Source organism: Marinactinospora rubrisoli (assembly GCF_042664915.1).
In the GTDB taxonomy this organism is placed as follows: Bacteria; Actinomycetota; Actinomycetes; order Streptosporangiales; family Streptosporangiaceae; genus Marinitenerispora; species Marinitenerispora rubrisoli.
On sequence record NZ_JBHTBH010000005.1, the window covers coordinates 152,936 to 172,324 of the forward strand.

19 protein-coding genes are annotated in these 19,389 nt (G+C 72.8%); 11 read left to right on the plus strand and 8 right to left on the minus strand.

The features are described 5' to 3' along the window. The first annotated feature begins 143 nt into the window (after window positions 1–143). Window positions 144–887 (plus strand): alpha/beta fold hydrolase, encoded by a 744-nt coding sequence (locus ACFQRF_RS12010; protein ID WP_379871126.1) that lies wholly within the window; start codon window positions 144–146, stop codon window positions 885–887. Here ACFQRF_RS12010 and ACFQRF_RS12015 read toward each other — a convergent pair. Next, the gene (locus ACFQRF_RS12015; protein WP_379871127.1) at window positions 799–1,689 is read right to left on the minus strand and encodes a prenyltransferase/squalene oxidase repeat-containing protein; all 891 of its coding nucleotides are present in this window, start codon (window positions 1,687–1,689) and stop codon (window positions 799–801) included. The two genes, ACFQRF_RS12010 and ACFQRF_RS12015, sit on opposite strands and share 89 nt — an antisense overlap. Before the next feature lie 240 nt (window positions 1,690–1,929). On the opposite strand from ACFQRF_RS12015, the gene ACFQRF_RS12020 reads away from it, so the two are divergent. Both ACFQRF_RS12020 and cynS read left to right on the plus strand, forming a co-directional pair. Continuing rightward, window positions 1,930–2,946 carry a phosphotransferase gene (locus tag ACFQRF_RS12020; protein WP_379871128.1) on the plus strand — a complete coding sequence of 339 codons (1,017 nt, stop codon included), beginning with the start codon at window positions 1,930–1,932 and terminating at the stop codon, window positions 2,944–2,946. A 177-nt stretch (window positions 2,947–3,123) separates the two neighbouring features. Next, window positions 3,124–3,588 carry a cyanase gene (cynS, locus tag ACFQRF_RS12025; protein ID WP_379871129.1) on the plus strand — a complete coding sequence of 155 codons (465 nt, stop codon included), beginning with the start codon at window positions 3,124–3,126 and terminating at the stop codon, window positions 3,586–3,588. A gap of 94 nt (window positions 3,589–3,682) precedes the next feature. On the opposite strand, the gene ACFQRF_RS12030 is transcribed toward cynS, so the two are convergent. Continuing rightward, the gene (locus ACFQRF_RS12030; RefSeq protein WP_379871130.1) at window positions 3,683–4,561 is read right to left on the minus strand and encodes a sulfotransferase; all 879 of its coding nucleotides are present in this window, start codon (window positions 4,559–4,561) and stop codon (window positions 3,683–3,685) included. 257 nt (window positions 4,562–4,818) lie between these two features. Here ACFQRF_RS12030 and ACFQRF_RS12035 point away from each other — a divergent pair, with 257 nt between their 5' ends. Then, on the plus strand, window positions 4,819–5,589 hold the full coding sequence (locus ACFQRF_RS12035) for an SIR2 family NAD-dependent protein deacylase (protein ID WP_379871131.1): 771 nt from the start codon (window positions 4,819–4,821) through the stop codon (window positions 5,587–5,589). Window positions 5,590–5,644: 55 nt separating this feature from the next. Here ACFQRF_RS12035 and ACFQRF_RS12040 read toward each other — a convergent pair whose 3' ends face one another. Both ACFQRF_RS12040 and ACFQRF_RS12045 read right to left on the minus strand, forming a co-directional pair. Continuing rightward, the gene (locus tag ACFQRF_RS12040) at window positions 5,645–5,923 is read right to left on the minus strand and encodes a hypothetical protein (RefSeq protein ID WP_379871132.1); all 279 of its coding nucleotides are present in this window, start codon (window positions 5,921–5,923) and stop codon (window positions 5,645–5,647) included. Beyond that, the gene (locus ACFQRF_RS12045; protein ID WP_379871133.1) at window positions 5,920–6,228 is read right to left on the minus strand and encodes a hypothetical protein; all 309 of its coding nucleotides are present in this window, start codon (window positions 6,226–6,228) and stop codon (window positions 5,920–5,922) included. The genes ACFQRF_RS12040 and ACFQRF_RS12045 overlap by 4 nt, the downstream gene beginning before the upstream one ends. A gap of 179 nt (window positions 6,229–6,407) precedes the next feature. On the opposite strand from ACFQRF_RS12045, the gene ACFQRF_RS12050 reads away from it, so the two are divergent. The 4 genes from ACFQRF_RS12050 to ACFQRF_RS12065 are packed head-to-tail and all read left to right on the plus strand — an operon-like array spanning window position 6,408 to window position 7,796. Continuing rightward, on the plus strand, window positions 6,408–7,220 hold the full coding sequence (locus tag ACFQRF_RS12050) for a helix-turn-helix domain-containing protein (protein WP_379871134.1): 813 nt from the start codon (window positions 6,408–6,410) through the stop codon (window positions 7,218–7,220). Further along, window positions 7,217–7,405, plus strand: a complete 189-nt coding sequence (locus tag ACFQRF_RS12055) for a DUF397 domain-containing protein (protein WP_379871135.1) — start codon at window positions 7,217–7,219, stop codon at window positions 7,403–7,405. The genes ACFQRF_RS12050 and ACFQRF_RS12055 overlap by 4 nt, the downstream gene beginning before the upstream one ends. Continuing rightward, a complete protein-coding gene (locus ACFQRF_RS12060; RefSeq protein WP_379871136.1) occupies window positions 7,393–7,602 on the plus strand; it encodes a DUF397 domain-containing protein in 210 nt (69 codons plus the stop codon). The genes ACFQRF_RS12055 and ACFQRF_RS12060 overlap by 13 nt, the downstream gene beginning before the upstream one ends. After that, window positions 7,599–7,796 (plus strand): DUF397 domain-containing protein, encoded by a 198-nt coding sequence (locus ACFQRF_RS12065; RefSeq protein ID WP_379871389.1) that lies wholly within the window; start codon window positions 7,599–7,601, stop codon window positions 7,794–7,796. Before ACFQRF_RS12060 ends, ACFQRF_RS12065 begins: the two co-directional genes overlap by 4 nt. 34 nt (window positions 7,797–7,830) lie before the next feature. On the opposite strand, the gene ACFQRF_RS12070 is transcribed toward ACFQRF_RS12065, so the two are convergent. After that, window positions 7,831–10,860, minus strand: coding sequence for an NACHT N-terminal helical domain 7-containing protein (locus tag ACFQRF_RS12070; RefSeq protein WP_379871137.1), 3,030 nt, complete (start codon window positions 10,858–10,860; stop codon window positions 7,831–7,833). A 131-nt stretch (window positions 10,861–10,991) separates the two neighbouring features. Then, a complete protein-coding gene (locus ACFQRF_RS12075) occupies window positions 10,992–14,255 on the minus strand; it encodes an NACHT domain-containing protein (protein ID WP_379871138.1) in 3,264 nt (1,087 codons plus the stop codon). A 369-nt stretch (window positions 14,256–14,624) separates the two neighbouring features. On the opposite strand from ACFQRF_RS12075, the gene ACFQRF_RS12080 reads away from it, so the two are divergent. Continuing rightward, entirely contained in the window at window positions 14,625–15,125 is a 501-nt protein-coding gene (locus ACFQRF_RS12080; RefSeq protein ID WP_379871139.1) for a hypothetical protein, read from the plus strand. Here ACFQRF_RS12080 and ACFQRF_RS12085 read toward each other — a convergent pair. Continuing rightward, a complete protein-coding gene (locus ACFQRF_RS12085; RefSeq protein ID WP_379871140.1) occupies window positions 15,086–15,658 on the minus strand; it encodes a MarR family winged helix-turn-helix transcriptional regulator in 573 nt (190 codons plus the stop codon). The two genes, ACFQRF_RS12080 and ACFQRF_RS12085, sit on opposite strands and share 40 nt — an antisense overlap. Window positions 15,659–15,740: 82 nt before the next feature. Here ACFQRF_RS12085 and ACFQRF_RS12090 point away from each other — a divergent pair, with 82 nt between their 5' ends. Together ACFQRF_RS12090 and ACFQRF_RS12095 are read left to right on the plus strand one after the other, a co-directional pair. Beyond that, window positions 15,741–17,996, plus strand: coding sequence for an LLM class flavin-dependent oxidoreductase (locus ACFQRF_RS12090; protein WP_379871141.1), 2,256 nt, complete (start codon window positions 15,741–15,743; stop codon window positions 17,994–17,996). Window positions 17,997–18,144: 148 nt separating this feature from the next. Beyond that, window positions 18,145–18,546, plus strand: coding sequence for a VOC family protein (locus tag ACFQRF_RS12095; protein ID WP_379871142.1), 402 nt, complete (start codon window positions 18,145–18,147; stop codon window positions 18,544–18,546). 87 nt (window positions 18,547–18,633) lie between these two features. Here ACFQRF_RS12095 and ACFQRF_RS12100 read toward each other — a convergent pair whose 3' ends face one another. Next, window positions 18,634–19,308 (minus strand): uracil-DNA glycosylase, encoded by a 675-nt coding sequence (locus tag ACFQRF_RS12100; protein ID WP_379871143.1) that lies wholly within the window; start codon window positions 19,306–19,308, stop codon window positions 18,634–18,636. Window positions 19,309–19,389 lie beyond the last annotated feature (81 nt).

Sequence of the window (19,389 nt, forward strand, 5' to 3'; positions counted from 1 at the left end):
AGCGAGCGCAACCGGTGCCGCCTCTGGCCGTAGGCCCCTGCTGCGAAGCCGGTGGAGTGGAGCGAGGTGCGGACGGATCGCGAGTCGCCGGGCGAGCGTAGGCAGCCTCTCCGGCCCCAGCCCCCTCCTGCAGGGCCGGTGGAGTGAGCCAGGCGGCGAACGTGACGGGACGACCGCCGCCCCCTGCGGCCGGGGCAGGTGAAGCCACCCGTGAAAACGCCTCCTGTGGTGGCCCGTCGGATGCTTCGGGTCTGGTCGTCGTGCCGGGCGCGATGAGCGATGCCCGCACCTGGCGGCACGTCGCGGCCGCTATCGACGCCTGGCCCTCGGTGGCGGTCCTCAACCGCCGGGGACGCGCGCCCTCGGGGCCGTTGACCGCAACATACTCGCTGCGCACAGAGGTCGAGGACCTCGGCGTGATCCTTGACGAGTTCGAGGGCACCGAGGCGCTGTTCGGCTGGAGCTACGGCGGGTTGATCGCGCTGCTGGCCGCCAATGATCGGCCGCTGCGCCAGGTGATCGCCTACGAGCCGGTGATGCGGCCGTTCGGCCGCCACGCACTACCGGACCTCAAGGCCGCCCACGACAGAGCGGACTGGGACGCCACCGTCGACATCGTGAACCGGCAGATCTCCGGCTTCAACGCGGCGCATGTCGCGGCCCTGCGCGCCGATGGCCGGGGATGGGCCGCCCTGCGCCGCCTCAGCAAGCCCGCCCACGCCGAAATCACCGCCCTGAACACCACACCGCCCCGGTCGCCGGTGCTGCACGGCGGCGCGCTCGCGTGCCCGGACCGGGTCAGCGGCCGTTCCGGCGCAGCACGGCCACGGCGCCGACCGTGGCATAGCCGCGCCATTCGAGGGACGCGGCGGGCGAGTAGGCGGTGAAGTCGACGGCCCACCCGCCGTCCGGGCGCTGGCCGCGTTCCAGGCGGTCGAGGTCGTCCGACACGGCCTGGGGGTCGAGCAGGTCGCGGACCGGCCGCCCGGGCTCGGGTGCGTAGTCGAGGAGGCGCAGCGTCTCACCCTCGGCCCCACCGTCGACGGCGAGCGCCCCGCTCCTCGGCACGAACCGCGCGAGGTGGCCGAGCAGGTCGCGCGCTTCAGGGTGGGTATCGGACGCGATGTCGAGGAACTGCAGCGCGAAGGAGAGCACGTAGGCGAAGGGCCGCTCGTCGATCCGGCCGATCGCGTCGAAGCAGTACCGGGTGGCCGTCGCCAGCCACGGGTGCTCCCGCACGGCGGGGTCCCAACGCGCCGCGCGGTACGCCTGTGTCGCCACTGCGGCCGTGATCTGCAGGGACGACTCCGAGGGATCCGCCTGTACCCAGAACGGGGCGCACGCCGCGGGGTCGCCGACCGGGAGCGCGAACGGCAGCCCGCCGTCGGGCAGCGTCACGGAGCTCAGCCAGTCGAGGAGTGCGGCGGCGTGCGGCGAGGTCGCGGGACCGGCGTCGGCGAACGCTTCGAGCGCGTGCAGGGCGCCGCCCGGCTGGCTCTCCGGCGACCGGAGGTCGGGTTCGAGCCCCCACCCGTAGCCGCCGTCGGGATTCCGGTAGCCGTCAAGTGCGTGGAGGACGGCGTGCCGGGCCGCCTCCCCGCCGGTGGTGCCGGCCTCGAAACGCCGCCGGTCGAGAACGCGCGCGTTCGCGGCCATGAACGCTCTCGCGCCGTCCAGGTCGATGCTCATGCGGAAATCCTGTCACCGGCCGGCGCCGCCGGTCTTGAACGAAACGGCCACCCTGGGGGACGGACCCTCGAACGGGGTCCGAGAGCCACCCCGCCCGAGGCCGCCGGAAAATCGCTTCCGGTACGCGCAGGTGCGCCGGTAGGCTCCCCGGCCGGGACGCCGTCACCGTACGTGACACCGTGCGTGCGTCCGCGCCGCGCGCCGTCCCTGGCCGATACCACCGCCATCCCGGGAGACCCGATGCAGGACCGGCCCGCCGACCTTGACGAGCTCGCGCTGCGGCACGCCCTCACGGGGTGGGGCGTCGACGCCGCCGAGCTGGCGTATGTGCCGGTCGGGTTCGGCGACCACCACTGGAGCGTGGCCGACACCACCGGGCGGCGGTGGTTCGTCACCGTCGCCGACCTGGCGAACAAGGCGCACTGTGGCACCACCCCGCCCGCCGCGCTGCGGGGCCTGCGCGCCGCCATGGACACCGCCGCCGCGCTGGAGGACCCGGCCGGGCACGACTTCGTCGTCGCCCCCGTGCGCGACGCGAACGGGGAGACGGTCCGTCCCCTCGGGACCAGGTACGCCGTCAGCGTCTTCCCGTTCGCCGACGGCACCGCCGGCGACTTCGGTGACGTGCTCCCGCCCGCGGACCGAGAGCGGGTCATCGACCTGCTCGCCGACCTGCACCGCCGGACCCCGCCCACGGCCACCCCGCTGCACGAGCCGCGGCTGCCGACCCGCGACGAGCTGGAGCGTGCCCTCGCGCAGCCGGACCGGCCGTGGCGGGGCGGGCCGTTCGCCGAGCCGACGCGGCGGTTGCTCGCCGAGAACGCGGCCGGCCTCCACCGGTCCCTGAAGGAGTTCGACGCGCTGATCGCGGAGGTCCACGGCCGCCGGCCCCGTCTCGTGGTCACGCACGGCGAGCCGCACCCGGGCAACCTGCTCCGGGCGGGCGAGCGCTTCCGGCTCCTCGACTGGGACACCGTGGGCCTGGCACCCCCCGAACGCGACCTGTGGCTGGCCGCCACCGGCCCCGCGGACCTCGACCGCTACGCCGACGCCAGCGGGCACCGGCCCGACCCCGCCGCGCTGGCGCTGTACCGGCTCCGCTGGGCGCTGGACGACCTGGCCACCTTCGTCGAATGGTTCCGCGCGCCGCACGAGCGGACGCCGGATACCGAGGTCGCCTGGTCCGGCTGCACGGAGACCGTGCGGCGGCTCGTGGCCGGCGCCACGACCGGCATGGGACCGCTCCACAACGGCTGACCCGGGCGGCGTCTCGCGACCGCCCCTCTCCTTCGCCTCGGGCGTGGCGTCCGCTCTCAGAGGAATCAGCTCTCAGCGTCCGCGCAGACCTGTTCCGCCCGGCGGCGGCTTCCTAGATTCGGAAGCAAGAGAGGCGCCGGCCGATGCCCGGCGTTCGCGACCGCACTGGAGGTACGTGTGTCCATCGTTCCCCTGGACCCGATAGGCCGGGCCGAGGCGGCGCGCGCCGTCCTGGACGCCAAGCGCCGTAAGAAGCTCACCTGGACCCGGATCGCGCAGGAGCTGGGCCGGTCACCGGTGTGGACCACGGCCGCACTGCTCGGCCGCCACCCCGTCAGCGAGGAGCAGGCCCGGCAGGTCGGCAAGCTGCTGGACCTTGACGAGCTGACCGTAGAGGCGCTGCAACTGCCTCCGGTGCGCGGCGCCGAGGCGGTCGACCCCACGGAACCGGTCGTCTACCGCCTGGAGGAGATCGTCCAGGTCTACGGTGGAGCCATCAGCGAGCTCATCCGCGAGGAGTTCGGCGACGGCATCATGAGCGCCATCGACTTCGAGATGGACTTCGAGCGGGTGGCGGATCCCGCAGGCGACCGCGTGCAGATCACGCTGAACGGCAAGTTCCTGCCCTACCGCGAGTTCTGAGTCGCGCCCCAGCCGGGCCGGCGGCGTCCGGCGCCCGTCGGGGCCGACCCGCGCAGCGGCAGCGCAGGCCGGCCCCGGACACTCCCGCGCGGGCTCAGACGTACCCCAGCCGGGCGAGTTCGGTTCTCGCCACGGCGAGCACCTCGGAGCGCTGATCGGCGGACAGCCGCTTGCGCCACGCGCCGATCCCGTGCGGCTCGTCCCGCACCAGCTCGACCGCCGACACCCGGGTACCCGTGAACGAGGAGAGCTGCTGCGCCGTCTTCACCTCGCCGCCGAACAGCTCCTCATACCGCAGGGTCAGCAGCCGCTCCGGTCCGAGCGTGGCGCGCAGCCGGGCCGACAGCCGCACGGCGCTGCGCCACCGCATGGCGCACCTGGTGGCCAGCGACAGCCGCGCGTACCCAGAGCGCTCCTCCTCGGTCTCGATGCCGAAGAACGGGTTGGGCACCTCGTGCTCGCCGCCCGCCATTCCCGGCCGCAGCCAGGCGGTGGACTGCTCGTCGGCCAGCATGTCGGCGACCACGTCCCGGCCGTCCCGGATGACCTGTACGAAGACCGCGTCCTCGAACGCGGCGCCGATCGCGGCCGCGCTGTACAGCAGGTCCGGACCGGCGTCGCCGAACCGGTTCATCTCGCCGGCGTGCCGGCAGGGCTCCGCCGCCTCGCGCGCCGGCACCCGTTGGTCCGGACACCGCGGACAGGTGTGCGGGGTGAGCTGCCACGCCTCGGCGAACGCGTCGCGCAGCAGGCTGGCGGTGCCGGACTCCCGTCCCTCCGCGATGGAGGGCCGCCGGGCGAAGGCGTACACGGCGTGCAGCACGCTGGGGTGCCCGGCCGTGAGGTGCAGACCGGGAGCACGGCGCAGCGCCTGGGCGATCACATCGATCCCCGAGTGCGGCGCGCCCAGCACGAAAACGGGACGGTGCACCTTGGTCCCGTTCACGACGAGGATGTAGGGCTGCTGTTTCATGAGTAGGTCGATTTTGACACTCTTTGTCGTGCCCTGAGCGCCGCCCCTCCGGGGTGGAATGCCGCTTCTCATGGCGCGAAGTCGGGAAAATCCCAGCACAACCCGGAATATGGGACGATGTGGTGATCGTGCGGACGGCTTCACAATCTCGCCACATCTGACGGAGAGCCCCGTCGGTGCGGCCACCGCGCCGACCGGCGCCCTCGGCGGCTGCCAGAATGGACGTCCAGCACCCGAAGCGGAGTGAGGGATCGCCGATGGCCACACCGACCCTGGCCGACGTCGCCGGGTGGCTGAGCGAGGCGGAGCACGTCACCGTGCTGACCGGCGCCGGGATCTCCACCGAGTCCGGCATTCCGGACTTCCGCGGTCCGCAGGGCGTCTGGACCACCAACCCCGGTGCCGCCGCGCTGTTCGACATCGACACCTACCTGGCCGACGCCGACGTCCGCCGCCAGGTGTGGCAGCTGCGTCGCTCCCACCCGGCCTGGACCGCCGAGCCCAACGCCGCGCACCGGGCCCTCGCGGACCTGAGCCGCGCCGGACGGCTGGACGCCGTCATCACCCAGAACATCGACGGCCTGCACCAGCGCGCCGGTACCGAGCCCGACCGCGTCATCGAGGTGCACGGCACCATCCACTGGGTCGTCTGCCTGTCCTGCGGGCTGCGCACCCGCACCCCGGAGGTGCTGGAACGCCTGGCGGAGGAGTCCGACCCGCCCTGTCTCGCCTGCGGGGGGATCCAGAAGGCGGACACGATCTCCTTCGGGCAGCGGCTCAGACCCGAGGTGCTGGAAGCGGCCGTCGACGCGGCCGAACGGGCGGAGGTCTTCGTCGCCGTCGGCACGTCCCTCACGGTGCAGCCGGTGGCCGGCCTGTGCGAGCTGGCGGCGGAGAACGGCGCGCGGCTGGTCATCGTCAACGCCCAGCCGACGCCGTACGACGCCCTCGCGGCGGCGGCGTTCACCGAGCCGATCGGGCAGGTCGTCCCGGAACTGGCGGCGAAGGTCCTGGCCGCGACGCGCTGACCTGTTGGCGTGGATCGTCCCCCGCCCCGGAGGAGGCGCCGGGGCGGGGGACGGGTCAGCGGAGCAGATCCCCTCGCACGTAGCGGGACGGCCAGGCGTACCGGGCCGGGCTCCGGCGATGCCGCGGCGGCGGCACGGGCGCCGGGGCCACCGAGGTCACCGGCGCCATCGCGCGCAGGCGCGGCGAAGGCGCCGGACGGGCCGGAGCGGACGGGACGGCGAGCAGCGCCGCGAGCCCTTCCCGCGTGGGGGACTCGTAGAGCCGGTCCCCGTGCAGCGCCCACCAGTGCCCGGTGTGGCGCCCGAACCAGATGACGGGAGCCGTCGGGTTCATCGGTGCACCTCCGCGCGGTCGACCCGGATGTAAGGACGGATCCAGTTGTCGGCGGCGGCGAGGGTCGTGAGGAGGTGGTCCAGCGTGGTGACGTCGTCGCTGGCGATGGTCACTTCGTGCGCGCGATGCCGGGCCCGGTAGGGGGCGGGCTCCGCGGGGCGGTAGACGATCTCCCAGCGGGCGTGATGGCGGGAGGCGACATCGGCGAAGAGGGGGTAGTCGGGCATTCGGTCGGTGGAACGCTGGACGGGGGCGTAGCGCCGAGCCCGTGGGCTGTTCGGGGCGGGCGCGGTAGGATCGTGCATGTCTTCACCTGCCTGCAAGGTGGAGGCCGTGCCCTCGGACGGCTGCATCCGTCGCGAGGGTTTTTCTGTGCCTTCACCGTTCCACCAGGAGTGAGCGGAGATCCAGATATCCGATCCGGCTGCGAAGATTCCGGATTTCCACTGGCGACGCAGCGTAATCAGCTGGTAAAGCTGATCGCATGGTGGTAGACGCAGGTGAGAGCGCGCGTAAGTTCGGCGCGGAAATCCGGCGATTGCGGCTGCAATCGGGATATTCACAACAGCAGCTAGCCGACATGATTCCGATCTCGCAGTCCACGATAAGTTCCGCCGAGTTGGGGCGCGTAAAGGTCAAGAAGGACCTTGCAGGGCGTATCGACGAGCTTCTTACCGCCAGCGGACGGCTCATGGCCACCTGGGAAGCCCAGTACAGTGCCTACGAACCCCCGGACTGGTATCGGAAGGTGCCAGCGATGGAGCGCCGGGCGACCGAGATCCAGGACTACCAACCGTTGCTGGTGCCGGGACTGCTGCAGACGGAGGACTACGCGCGTGCGTCGATCCAGGCCGGCAACCGGCGGGCCGCTGTCGACCACGTGGAGGCGCTCGTCACCGCGCGGATGGAGCGGCAGCAGATCCTGCGTTGCCGGAATCCGCCGTTCTTTCTCGCGGTGCTTGATGACACCGTGCTGCGTCGTCGTATGGGCGGATCTGAGACCATGGCACGGCAATTGGAACAGCTGCGCGAGGTGTCGACCTGGGAGCGAGTGGAGCTGTTGGTGGTGCCGGCTGACACACTTGGACACCCCGGGCTGGATGGCGGTTTTCGCCTGCTGAAGGTTCCCGATGCGGGGACTGTGCTCTATGAGGAAGTCAGGGCAACCGGCGGTGTGGTGATCGATCCGGTCCTCGTGGACGAACACGTCTCTCTCATGGGCGACCTTCGCGGCGTGGCCCTTCCCCCCGACCAGTCACGTGCCCTTATCGAGAAAGCGCGAGGCGAAATCGAATGATCATCGAGTCGACATGGCACAAGTCCTCTTACAGTCGAGCAGAGACCAACTGCCTTGAAGCGGCCTATATGACGACAGGCGGGGCCGTAGTCCGCGACACCCAGAACCGCAGCCTCGGGTATCTGGAGTTCTCCGCGATGGAGTGGTCGGCCTTCCTTGTCGAGGTGAAGTCGTGCGACCTGTGACCACCGCCATGCCTCGGAAGGAGCCCTGGCACAAGTCCTCCTACAGCCAGGCGGAGACGAACTGTGTGGAAGCGGCGCTCATGACCGCTGGCAGTGCCGGGATCCGCGACACCCAGAATCGCCACTTGGGCCACCTGGAGTTCTCCGCGGTGGAGTGGGCGGCCTTCCTCGTCCAGGTGAAGTCGTGCGACCTGTGATCACTGCCACGCTCCGAAAGGAGATCTGGCACAAGAGCAGCTACAGCGGTGGCCAAGGTGGAGAATGCGTTGAGGTCGCTGAAGGCCGCGTTTCGCAGGTTCGAGATACCCAGAACCGCCACCTAGGCCATCTCGACTTCCCCGCACGCGAGTGGATCCTCTTCCTCAAGGAGACCAAGGCCGGCCGCCTCTAGCCGCCTCCAGCGACGACCGCCCCGCCCTCCGCCGCTACCACCGTCCCGCCAAGATGTCCCGGATCGCCCCCACGTGCTCGTTGTGCTCGTCGGCCAGCCGCCGCACCGCCGCCCGCGCACGCCGGGAGACCCCGATGGGGCGGACGTGCCGGGACACCAGGGGCACCAGCCGGGCGCCCAGGCGGTGGGTGTGGCCGCGTAGTTGGCGGAGCAGGAAGACGCTGAACCGCAGCCGCTCGTCGGAGTCCAGGCCTTCTGCCAGGCCGAAGGCTCGCTCGTAGGCGGCCACCAGGGCGGGGTCGTCGGCGTCGCCGGAGCCGAACGCCAGCGTCAGCAGCAGGTGCGCGTCGGACGGCGCGCCCTCGCGGCGGGCGGTGACGTCGCCGCCGAACACCCGTACCAGCGGCTGCACCGCGTGCAGCAGCCGCTGGGTCGCGTGGTCCGCCAGCAGCGCGGCCTCCCGGGCGACGAGACCGAGGTCGGTCTGCGCGCTCGGCGGCGCCTCGGGCGCCGCCGCCAGCGCGGGGCGGTCCACGGGAACGGCGGCGGGGCCGGGCGGGGCGCCGGGCGCGGGCGCCTCCGCTGCCCGTCCCGGGTGCACGGTGAGGCCGTCCGGCCCGTCCCGGACGTCGAGCGCGTGCACCAGCCCCGCCCACTGCTCGGGCGGCAACTGCGACTTCCACAGGTGCGCGTACCGCCGCCACCGCAGTTCGGCGTCGGCGCCGAACAGCTCGCGCAGCGGGACGGCGTCGCCGTGCACCGCCACCAGGGCGAGCATCAGGTTCGCGCTGTAGGCGGCGTCCCTGGCCGCCAGCGGCGCCGCGACGGGCCGGTAGTCGGCGTACTGCCGGTGCGACCCGCCACGGTCCGCGTCGCGCAGCAGTTCGGCGAGCACCAGCCGCAGCTCGTCACGGACGTCCGGGGCGAGCAGCCGCAGCCGTTCGGCGAGCAGCCGTGGCACCTCCTCCGACGCCGAGAGCGGGGTGAACGACAGCAGCGCGTACAGGAAGGCGTCCTCGGGCGGCGACGGCCGGATCGCGCGCAGCTCCCGCATCCGCGCCTCGGCCAGCCCCGCCAGTTCCTCCGCCACCAGCCGGGCCACCAGGTACTCGCCCAGCACGGGGTGGGTGAACGCGAGCCGTCCCGGAGGCGCCCCGCCCGCGGCGTCCTCGGCCGGCACCACGCACCCCAGCCGCACCGGGTCCAGCGGCGGGGCGTAGTGGGCCGGCCAGTCCAGCAGCCGGTCCCGGTCGGCCGTCACCAGCTCCGCCGGTACGTGCCAGCCGCCCCGGTTCAGCATGGAGAACGCCAGGACCGACGCCGCGAGCAGCGCCTGTTCGATCCGGCCGGTGCGCACCGCCGGGTCGCTGGCCGCCGCGGCCGGGCGGCCGGTCGCGGCCGGGTCGGCGCGGTCGGCGGAGTCGGCCAGCCGGCGCAGCCACCGCTCGTACAGCACGCTCTCCCGCAGCGGCGCCGACAGCCGGTGCAGCGCGTTGCCGGTGCTGTCGTACAGCGCCAGGAGCAGCAGCGACAGCGGCCGGCGGGCCAGCGCGGCGTGCCGGGCCAGCACGGCGCGGTCCAGCGGCTGAACACCGTGGTGGTCGAAGTAGCTGAGGTTGACCCGGTTCCACGTCTCGACCCAGTTGGCGATCTGCTCCTCGGTGAGGTCGGCCAGCCGCATCGCGACGCTGCCGGTCGGGAAGCGCACCCGCGCCGCGGTGGCGTCCCGGCAGGTGACCACGACGGCCACCGGGGACCCGGCGCGCGCCCGGTCGCGCTGAAAGGCGGCCAGGCCCGCGAGAAGCTCGGTCCGCGAGACCGGGGCCAGCGTGCTGACCTCCTCCAGCCCGTCCAGGATGAGCACGGGCAGCGCGTCGCGGCCGGCCATGGTCGTCCCCGTCGCCGGTGCGGTGGCCGCGGCGAGGCGCTCGCCGAGCTCCGCGGCCCCGTCCCGCTCGGCCAGCTCGCCCGCCGCCACCCGCACGACGCAGAAGTCGGTCTCGGGCAGCCGGGCCGCGAGCATCCGCGCCAGCGCCGACTTGCCGGACCCGGTCGGGCCCAGGACGACGAGCGGGACACCGAGCGCGCGCGGCGACGTGAAGTGCCCGAGCAGGAACTCCGAGACGTCGTCACGCTCGGGGGTGGCCGCCGCCCACCAGGCCGGGTCGTGCGGCAGCGACCCCGGCCCGATCTCGGTGGCGCGGAACCTCGGGTCGACGTAGGACAGGCCGAGCGGCGGCAGGTGCGCGCCGGTGCCGGCGCCGCCGAGCCGCGCCAGCGGGGCGGTCAGCCGCTCGCGGTGCGCCCGGGCGAGCGCCGCCTGCGCGACGCTCGGCACGGTGCCGGTGCTGATGGACTGCAACTGGTGGCGCAGCCGGGTCAGGCCGGTCGTCGCCTCGGGCACGCCGGTGTAGCGGCCGCGGTCGGCGTGCAGGTTGGCCCACGCCCCGAACTCCGGGAAGCTCGCGGCGAGCTTGTCGCGCAGTTCCTCGTAGCGGCGCAGGCACCGGTCGGTGAGCGCCGGGCCGAGCCGGTCGGTGATGGCGCTGCGGTGCGCCTCGCCCAGTTCGCCCCACAGCCGCATGCGGCGCAACACCGGCGGCAGCTGCTTGCACCGCCGCGCGTAGAAGCGCCGCACCCGCGCGCGGGCGTCGGCGGCCGGCCGTTGCGGGCGGGGGAGCGGGGGAGCGGAGCCGACCAGCAGCGCCACGAACTCGCCCAGGTGCTTGGGGCTGGAGGCGTCGGTGGTCGCGGCGTCGAGGCTGGCCGAGCGGCCGTCCAGCTCGAAGGGGAGTTCGGTGTCGTCCAGCGACTCGAAGAAGGCCGTCACGACGATCATGCTGTGCGCCGCGGCGATCCGCCGCGTCCGCTCCAGCCGGTTGAGCCGGTGCGCCTCGCGGTCCAGCCGGTTCAGCACGCGATGCGCGAACCGTACGAGGTCCGTGCGCGCTCCGAGCAGGTCGAGCGCGGAGTCGTCGCCGAGGCGATCGACCAGCTCGACCACCCGTTCCTCGTCGGCGCCGAGGAAACGGATCGCGTCGGAATACCGGACAGGCTCGCGCATGGCACCACCGCAGGGGTCACCGGGAACGTGGGCGGGACGATCGCCGGGACCATCCTGACGGGTGACGGGCCTGTTCGTCAGGGGGATTGCGTGTTTTGGGGGATGGTGGGGAATTCCGGGTGGGCGGGGATTCAGCCGGCGCTGGTGCCGTAATGGCCGGACTGGTGCAGGTCAGGACGGGGATACGCGGATTCCGTGGTCGATTCGGTGGAAATGCGCGGTGGATTAACGGACGGGAGACCGTTGACACGATCCAGTTTTTCGGGCGCCTCGATATGCGGGCGAAGGGCTGCCAGAACGGAGACGACCTGGTGTTCGGACGGGATCGCGAGCGCCCTGATCCCGGACAGATGGTCGAGGACGAGATCGCGCAGCGCCTTCCCGTAGCTGCCGTCCGTCCCCACGGCGGCCAGATCCTCGGCGGCCTGGCGCAGGGCGAGCAGCTGTATCCGGCTGAGCGTCTCGACGTCCAGCAGACGGCGGAAGCGGTCCAGCCGTTCGTCCGGCCGCGCGTGGGCGTCCGCCAGCCGGAGCTCCAAGACGTCGTGCGCGAGCGTCCACGAGGTCCCCTGGACAGTGTCGAACCGCCAGCGCATCAGGTCCGTGCTCACGTGCCGGAGGTAAGGGCCGAGCATGAGCACGGTGCGCGCCACCGCACCGTGCGCGCGCATCGCCATCGAGCGCAGGAGTCCGGACGTGACGCCCTCGGCCGGAACGGTGATGTCGTAAGGGTTGGTGATGGCGAGTTCGTGACGGGTGCCGGAGTAACCCGAGTACAGCTCGAACCCGACGCACTCCCCGACGTTGACCGGGGTGCGCCGCTCCCGGGTGATGACGCTGCGTCCGGGGCCGTCCCAGTACCCCTGGTGCCGAATACGCACGGTGCTGAGGAAGCCGTGCCAGTCGTCCCCGTGCATCGCGCGCCATAGACCGGCGGTTCCGCGCCATTCCTGCCAGGGCTGCGCCGAGTTCGGGTAGAGCTCGGCGATGTCGACCCCTTCCGGCGCGATCAGTGCCAGCAGGGTGGCGAGATTGGCGGTGTGCACCGCCACCCGCTGCGTGATCGGCATGCGGTGCGGCTGGTACCCGCTGTAGGAACGCTCCGGGTTGGGGTACAGGGCGGCCTGGAACAGCTCGATGAGCAGTGCGCGGTACTCCGCGCGCTCCTCGGGGTGCTCAGTGAAGTGCTGCGTCAGCAGGTCGTCGGTGAACTCCACGACCGCGTCCCGGCCGGCGAGCGCCGCGAACGAGGTCAGGGCATAGAACAGGCCGTCGTCGGGCGGCGCGGCGTAGCGTCGGCGGGCCGCCCGCCGGCGGTCCTCGACCAGGTCGTCCAGAACACCGGTCACCATACGGGCGGTCAGGTACTCGCCGAAGGTGGCGTGCAGGAACTCGTACGTGCTGCGCTGTCGAGTGCCTTGCACCGCCTGGGACTCGTGCGTGAAGAAGAACCGGGCGAGCAGCTGGTCGGCGTCGCTGATCGCTCCCTGGAAGCCGTCCCGCTGCGCTCGCACACCGCTGTTCGGCAGCAGCTTCTTGAGGTCCGCCTCCAACTCCTCCGCGGTGACGGTCTGTTTGTGACGGGCGAACATGGCCATCGCCACGACCTGCAGACCGCGCAGTTCGTCGGCGATGGCCTGGTCCAGAGCGTTGGGCGACAGGTACGACGCGTGCTTGCGGACCTCGCGCTCGGCGAATCCGGTGAGGAGCCGTTCGTACAGCTCCGCGCGTCCGAGGTCCGTCCCCCGCCGCTGCAGGGCGTTGTCGGCGGCGTCGAAGATCAGCAGCATGACCAGCAGCAGCGGCTGCTCGGCCAGTTCCCGGTACTGGAGCACGTGGTCGCGGGTGAGCGGCCGGAGACCCCGGCTGCGCAGCATGCCGGAGTTCCCCGCGTTCCAGATGCCGAGCAGCCGGCCGATCTGGCCTTCGCTCAGCGGCTCCAGCCGGATGACGGGCGTGTGGTCCGGGAAACGCGTCCGATCGGCGACGACGGTGCGGCTCGTCACGATGACGGCGACCGGACGGCCGAGTTCCGCCTCGCGCTCCTGGAACTCGCGCACGTGTTCCAGGTAATCGGACCGGTTCACCCCGGTCGCCTGAAGGAGTTCGTCGAACCCGTCCAGCATGACGACGGGCAGTGCGCCGTTGGCCGAGCGGGCCAGCTCCGGCCAGGACACCCGATCGCCGATGGCGGCGCGGATACCGCGCTCGATCTGGTCCTGGATGGGGGCGTCGGCGGGCACCGAACGCAGCTCGACCCGGATCGGCAGGAAGTCCTCGGCCGGCAGCCGGGCGGCCAGCACCTGGGTCAGGATGGACTTTCCGGCACCGGGGTGGCCGAGGATCACGATGGGGAACCGGGTCGCCCGCAGCGAGGTGAGCAGCCCGACGAGCGCGGGCTGTAGGTCGTCGAGCACGGGATGCTGTTCCCACCACTCGTCGGTGGCGACGAGCGAGTCGGGCTGCACCGTCGCCACGCGCCCGTGCGGATTCAGGTACGCCTCGCCCAGCGACGGAAGCGTGAAACCGGGAGGCACTTCGGCCGTGGCCAGGATCCGGTGCCCGAGCACGGCCCGGTGCCGGGCGGCGAGGTCGGCCCGCAGCCGGTCCACCGGGCTCCCGCTGGACATGGCCTGCAACTGCTCGCCCAGGCTCGCCAGGCCGGTGGTGAGTTCCGCCCACTGCCGCTGGCGGGCGGCGGCCTCCTCGTGGATCTCCCACCGGACGGCTCGCTGCGCGGACACGGTCGCCCAGGCGGCGAATTCCGGTACATCGGCCATGAGGGAGAGGTAGCGCGCCTCGTACTTGGCCAGCGCGAGTTCCGCCAGTCGCCGGCTGCCCGGCGTGGCGTGGCCGCGGCTGCCGGGCCACGCGGGAGCGTCGGCGAGGCCGGTCACGAATTCCTCGGTGATCTCGGCGAGGAGCACGAAGGCCCGGAGAATGTCGGCGGGGTTGTCGGCTCCGGGTTTGGGCGGCGACAACGGGAATTCGGCGAGGGAGGAGATCACTCCGGCGTAGCCGTCCCGGACCGGCCCTCCGGTGGCCAGCGCCACCTGCTCCTCGCGGGTGAACTGGAGATCCCGGAACCGGAAGCCGGGATTCTCCTTCTCCAGTTCCTCTTCGAGAGCCTCGAAGAAGCTGACGATCATGATGACCGCGTGCGCGGCCTCGATCCGCTGGGTGCGGTCCAGGCGGCTGACCCCGGTGATCCGGTCCCGGATCCCGCGGACGGCGTCCGTCCCCTGCGACACCACCTGCTCGCCGAGCGCGCCGAGGCCCGGCAGGCCGCTGAGGTCGCCCGCCGCGCCCGCCAGCGCCTCCGCCCATCCGGTGATCCGTCCGTCGTCCTTCCCGAGGACCCGCAGGGCGTCGGCGTAGCTCAGCGGTTTCGCCATGGGGGAGGAGGGCCTTTCCAAGCGCCGGGCAGCGGGAGGCGCGGCGGCACCGGCCTCGCAGCGGTGCCGCCGTCGCGCACCCGAAGGTACACCCCGCGCGATCCGGAGATCACCCGCGGCTCCGGCGGTGCGATGGCCGGAATGTGCCAACCCCGGGGTGACGGCGTGGCGCGGGCGCACAATGGCGGTACCGGTGGGCCGCCCGTCCGGGAGAGAGGCCGTCCCGGCACGCCTGCGCGCGGGCCGTCCCGGAGCCCGGCTCGCCCGCACGGAGGGGAGGCGGCGGTGCGGCGTGGCAGCGGGGAGCCGGGTGTGCGGCCGAGGAGCCTCCGGCAGTGGCGGTGGAGAGGGCGCCGTGCGTGGAGCGCCGTGGCGGAGCTGTTCGGGCTGGCGCTCGGCGCCGTGCCCGCCCTGCTCGCGGGCCGGGCGGGCGGGGACCCGTGGGTCGGCTGCGGGGTGGCGGTGGCCGCCGCCGTCGGGCTGCTCGTCTGGTACATCGTGGACGATCTCGCCGACGCGACGGACCGGCTGGTCACCGGCGCGATCGTCGGAGTGTTCGGCCTCGTCGCGGTCCAGGTGGCCGACACCCTGACCGCGCCGGAGCGCGGTGTCGTGGTGGAGCGCGAATACTCGCCGGAACACACCAGCCAGTCCACGAGCTGCACCACGACGGCCACCGGCCAGACCCAGTGCTCCACCTCCACCACCCACCACCCCGAGAGCTGGTCGCTGCTGCTGCACGATGCGAGCGATAACGGCTGGTGGCGGGACGACTCCGGCTGGCGGTCCGTCGAGGAGGCGGTGTACGACCGCTGCCAGGTGGGCGACCGCTACCCCGGCTGCGCCGGGGACGCCGCCGGGGCCGACTGAGCCGCGCGCCCGTTCGGCCGCTCCGCGGGCTCCGGCCGCGCCGCACGGCATTCCGGGTCCTCGTCGGCCGCGCGCTCCAGGCGTTCGGCGAGGAGACCGGCGGCCTCGGAGAGGCGGTCGAGCAGGTCGGGGCCCAGGGTGTCGAGGACGAGGCGCCGGACGGACGACTCACGTACCCGCCGGGCGTGCTCGGCGGCCTCGCGCCCGGCGGGGGTGAGCAGGACGTCCCAGCCCCGGGCGTCGGTGGCGCAGGTCTCGCGCCGTACCAGGCCGCGGTCGCACATGCGGGCGAGGTGGTGGGAGAGCCGGCTCTTCTCCCACTGCAGCTTCCAGCGCAGGTCGAGGACCCGCATGCGCGTCGCCGGGGCGTCGAGGAGCGCGTCGAAGACCTGGAAGTCGGCTTCGGAGTAGCCGGTGGCTCGCGACAGTTCGCGGGCGAGGTGGCCGGCGAGCGAGGCGTGGACGGCGCTGTAGGTCCGCCAGACGGCCAGACCGGCTTCCCGCGACGGATCGGCGGGTGGCTGCGGGGTCATGGGGCCACGCTACCGGGCGGCGGTTGACATGTCATCCAGTCTCGCTAAGGTTGATCCGTCAACCAAGTGTGGGAGGTTAATGATGGCCGACTACGGTCACGACCTGAGGTTTGGGTCGTTCCTGACTCCACAGAACCGCTCGCCCGAGGCCGTGGTCGATCTCGCCCTGCTCTCCGAACGGGCCGGACTGGACCTCGTCACGTTCCAGGACCACCCGTACCAGAACGCCTTCCTGGACACCTGGACGCTGTTGAGCTGGGTGGCCGCCCGCACCGAGCGCATCCACCTGTCCGGCAACGTGCTCAACCTGCCGCTGCGGCCCCCGGCGGTACTGGCCCGGTCGGTCGCCAGCCTCGATCTGCTCTCCGGCGGGCGGGTCGACCTCGCGCTGGGGGCGGGCGCGTTCTGGGACGCCGTCGAGGCCATGGGCGGCCGCCGCCTGACACCCGGCGCGGCGGTCGACGCGCTCAGCGAGGCCATCGACGTCATCCGCGCCATCTGGGCCGCCGACGAACGCGGCGGCGTGCGGGTGAAGGGCGACCACTACACCGTCAACGGCGCCAAGCGCGGCCCGGCGCCCGCGCACGACGTGCCCATCTGGCTCGGGGCCTACAAGCCGCGCATGCTGCGCCTCATCGGCCGCAAGGGCGACGGCTGGCTGCCCAGCCTCGGCTACCTGCGTCCGGCCGACCTGAGCGACGGCAACAAGATCATCGATGAGGCGGCGCAGACCGCCGGCCGCGACCCTCGGGAGATCCGGCGGCTGCTCAACATCCAGGGGAGCTTCCAGAGCGGCGACGCGTTCCTCCAGGGCCCGCCCGGGCAATGGGTGGAGACCCTGCTGCCCTTGGTGCTGGCCGACGGCGTCAGCACCTTCATCCTCGGCTCCGACGATCCCACCGTCATCGCGACCTTCGGCCAGGAGGTCGCCCCCGCGCTGCGCGAGGCGGTCGCCGCCGAACGCCGCGGCGCCGCGACGCCGACCGGCCGGGTCCGGCCGGCCGCCGCGCTCGCCCGCCGCCGGGACGGCATCGACTACGACGCGGTGCCGCCCTCTCTCGCCGAGCGTGCCGTCGAGCCCGGCGACCGCGAGTACGAGGGACTGCGGTCCACCTACGTCTGGACCGGCCGGCCGGGCCTGGTCCTGCGCCCCGCCACCGCGCCCCAGGTGGCCGACGCCCTCGCCTTCGCCCGGTCCCAGGACGTACCGCTCGCCGTGCGCAGCGGCGGCCACGGCATCAGCGGCCGATCCACCAACGACGGCGGGATCGTGATCGACCTCCGTGGGATGAACCGCGTCGAACTCCTGGACCGCGACCGCCGCATCGTGCGGGTCGGCGCCGGCGCCCGCTGGGGCGAGGTGGCGCAGGCTCTCGACCCGCACGGCCTGGCCATCAGTTCCGGCGACCACCCCGGCGTCGGCGTCGGCGGGCTCGCCACGGCCGGCGGGCAGGGCTTCCTCGCGCGCGGCTACGGCCTGACCCTGGACCACGTGGTGGGCGCCGAAGTCGTGCTCGCCGACGGAAGAACCGTGCGCGCCGACGCCGGACACCACCCCGACCTGTTCTGGGCGCTGCGCGGCGCGGGCGGCAACATGGGGGTGGTCACCTCGCTGGACATCGAGGCCGCCGAGGTCGGCGACGTGGTGTTCGCCGTCTTCCTGCACGACGCCTCCGACACCGCCGGGTTCCTGCGCGCGTGGGGGCGGCTGGCCGCGGACGGCCCCCGCGAACTCACCGCCTTCCTGTCGATCGTGCGCCGCCAGGGCGAGATCCTGGCGCAGACCTACGCGGTGTGGGCCGGCGGCGACACCGACGCCGCGACCGCGGCGCTGCAACCGTTCCTGGAGATCTCCCCGGTGCTCGGCCAGCAGGCGCGGCTCACTCGCTACGCCGCGCTCATGGCCCCCACCAGCGACGTTCACCACGGGCAGGCCCGGATGCGCGGCCGGTCCGCGCTGCTCGCCCACCTCGACGAGCCGAACGCGGCCACCGCTGCACGTCTCGTGGCCGACGGCGACGTCACCCTGCTCCAGGTCCGCTCGGTCGGCGGCGCCGTCAACGACACCCCGGCCGACGCCACCGCCTACGCGCATCGCACCCAGAACTTCTCGCTGACCGCCCTGATCCGGGAGAGCCGCCGGGCGCACGCCGAGGAGACCTGGGCCGCGTTCGGCGATGCCGCCCTGTACCTGAGCTTCGAGACGCACGATCACGCCGCCGCCCTCACCCGGGCGTTCCCCGGGCCGACGCTGGAGCGGCTGCGCCGGGTCAAGGCCGCCTACGACCCCGGCAACGTCTTCCGGAACAACTTCCCGATCCCGCCCGCCGGCGCCTGAGCCCGCGCGGCCCCGCGTCGGGCCGAACCCGTCATGTCCACATAGCGTGATGGTTCTCCCGGCTCCGTCCCGGGCACAGAGTCCTCGGTCGGTGTCCGCCCCTCAGCCCAGACTCGCCCGACCCGCACCACCCAGGAGGAGACCCGGGATGCCATCGCCCATCCGCAACATCACCATCGACTGCGCCGACCCCTACGCGCTCGCCGAGTTCTGGGCCGAGGTGATCGGTGCGTCCCTGCACCCCGACAGCAAGCCCGGGGACGAGGAGGCGCTGATCGAGACGCCCGAGGGGCAGCCGGGTCTGCTGTTCCTGCGGGTGCCGGAGAACAAGGTGGTGAAGAACCGGATCCACTTCGACCTGGGCCCGCAGGGGAAGGCGCTGCGCGACGAGGAGTACCAGCGGCTGCTGGGCCTCGGCGCCACCTTCCTCGCCGACTTCCGCACGCCGGACGGCCGCGGCTGGGTGGTGCTGGCCGACCCGGAGGGCAACGAGTTCTGCATCGAACGCGGAGACGACGAACTCGCCCGCGCGGGCGACCCGCGCGACTGACCCCACCGCCCTCCGGCGAATCCACGCTCGCCGCGGGACGTCACGAAGGGCGCACCGGCCGGACGGTGCGCCCTTCGTGACGAGGACCTACGGGAGGCGCCAGTCGACCGGTTCGGCGCCCTGCTGTTCCAGCAGCGCGTTGGCGCGGCTGAACGGCCGGGAGCCGAAGAAGCCGTTGTGCGCCGACATCGGGCTCGGGTGGGTGGACTCCACGCACGGCACCCCCGGCATCAGCGGCCGGGTGTTGCGGGCGTCGCGGCCCCACAGGATCGCCACCATGGGCTTGCCGCGCTCCGCCAGCGCGCGGATGGCCTGCTCGGTGACCTCCTCCCAGCCCTTCCCCCGGTGCGAGCCCGGCTTGCGCGGCATGACCGTCAGGACCCGGTTGAGCAGCAGCACACCGCGCTCCGTCCACGGGGTGAGGTCACCGTTGCTCGGCATGGGCAGGCCGAGGTCCTCGGTGTACTCACGGTAGATGTTGCGCAGGCTGCCCGGCAGGCTGATCTCGGGCGCCACGGAGAAGCTGAGCCCCACGGCGTGCCCGGGGGTCGGGTAGGGGTCCTGGCCGACGAGCAGCACCCGCACGTCGTCGAACGGCTGCTGGAAGGCGCGCAGCACGTTCTCCCCGGCGGGCAGGTAGGTCCGGCCCGCCGCCACCTCGGCGCGCAGGAATTTGCCCATCTCGCTGATCCGCCCGGACACCGGCTCCAGTGCCTTGGCCCAGCCGTCGTCCATGATCTCGTTCAACGGTCGTTCCGACATGGTCAGCACACTATCGGCGGACGGCGACATATATGACGGAATCCCCGATGCCGTCGGGCCTTCCCGCCGGATTCGCCATCG

Coding starts and splice junctions, on each gene's coding strand:
- ACFQRF_RS12030 (WP_379871130.1), bottom strand. CDS start 4,561: ATGAAACAGCAGCCCTACATCCTCGTCGTGAACGGGACCAAGGTGCAC.
- ACFQRF_RS12040 (WP_379871132.1), bottom strand. CDS start 5,923: ATGAACCCGACGGCTCCCGTCATCTGGTTCGGGCGCCACACCGGGCAC.
- ACFQRF_RS12045 (WP_379871133.1), bottom strand. CDS start 6,228: ATGCACGATCCTACCGCGCCCGCCCCGAACAGCCCACGGGCTCGGCGC.
- ACFQRF_RS12075 (WP_379871138.1), bottom strand. CDS start 14,255: ATGGCGAAACCGCTGAGCTACGCCGACGCCCTGCGGGTCCTCGGGAAG.
- ACFQRF_RS12090 (WP_379871141.1), top strand. CDS start 15,741: ATGGCCGACTACGGTCACGACCTGAGGTTTGGGTCGTTCCTGACTCCA.
- ACFQRF_RS12055 (WP_379871135.1), top strand. CDS start 7,217: ATGATCATCGAGTCGACATGGCACAAGTCCTCTTACAGTCGAGCAGAG.
- ACFQRF_RS12070 (WP_379871137.1), bottom strand. CDS start 10,860: ATGCGCGAGCCTGTCCGGTATTCCGACGCGATCCGTTTCCTCGGCGCC.
- ACFQRF_RS12015 (WP_379871127.1), bottom strand. CDS start 1,689: ATGAGCATCGACCTGGACGGCGCGAGAGCGTTCATGGCCGCGAACGCG.
- ACFQRF_RS12035 (WP_379871131.1), top strand. CDS start 4,819: ATGGCCACACCGACCCTGGCCGACGTCGCCGGGTGGCTGAGCGAGGCG.
- ACFQRF_RS12020 (WP_379871128.1), top strand. CDS start 1,930: ATGCAGGACCGGCCCGCCGACCTTGACGAGCTCGCGCTGCGGCACGCC.
- ACFQRF_RS12050 (WP_379871134.1), top strand. CDS start 6,408: ATGGTGGTAGACGCAGGTGAGAGCGCGCGTAAGTTCGGCGCGGAAATC.
- ACFQRF_RS12100 (WP_379871143.1), bottom strand. CDS start 19,308: ATGTCGGAACGACCGTTGAACGAGATCATGGACGACGGCTGGGCCAAG.
- ACFQRF_RS12095 (WP_379871142.1), top strand. CDS start 18,145: ATGCCATCGCCCATCCGCAACATCACCATCGACTGCGCCGACCCCTAC.
- ACFQRF_RS12085 (WP_379871140.1), bottom strand. CDS start 15,658: ATGACCCCGCAGCCACCCGCCGATCCGTCGCGGGAAGCCGGTCTGGCC.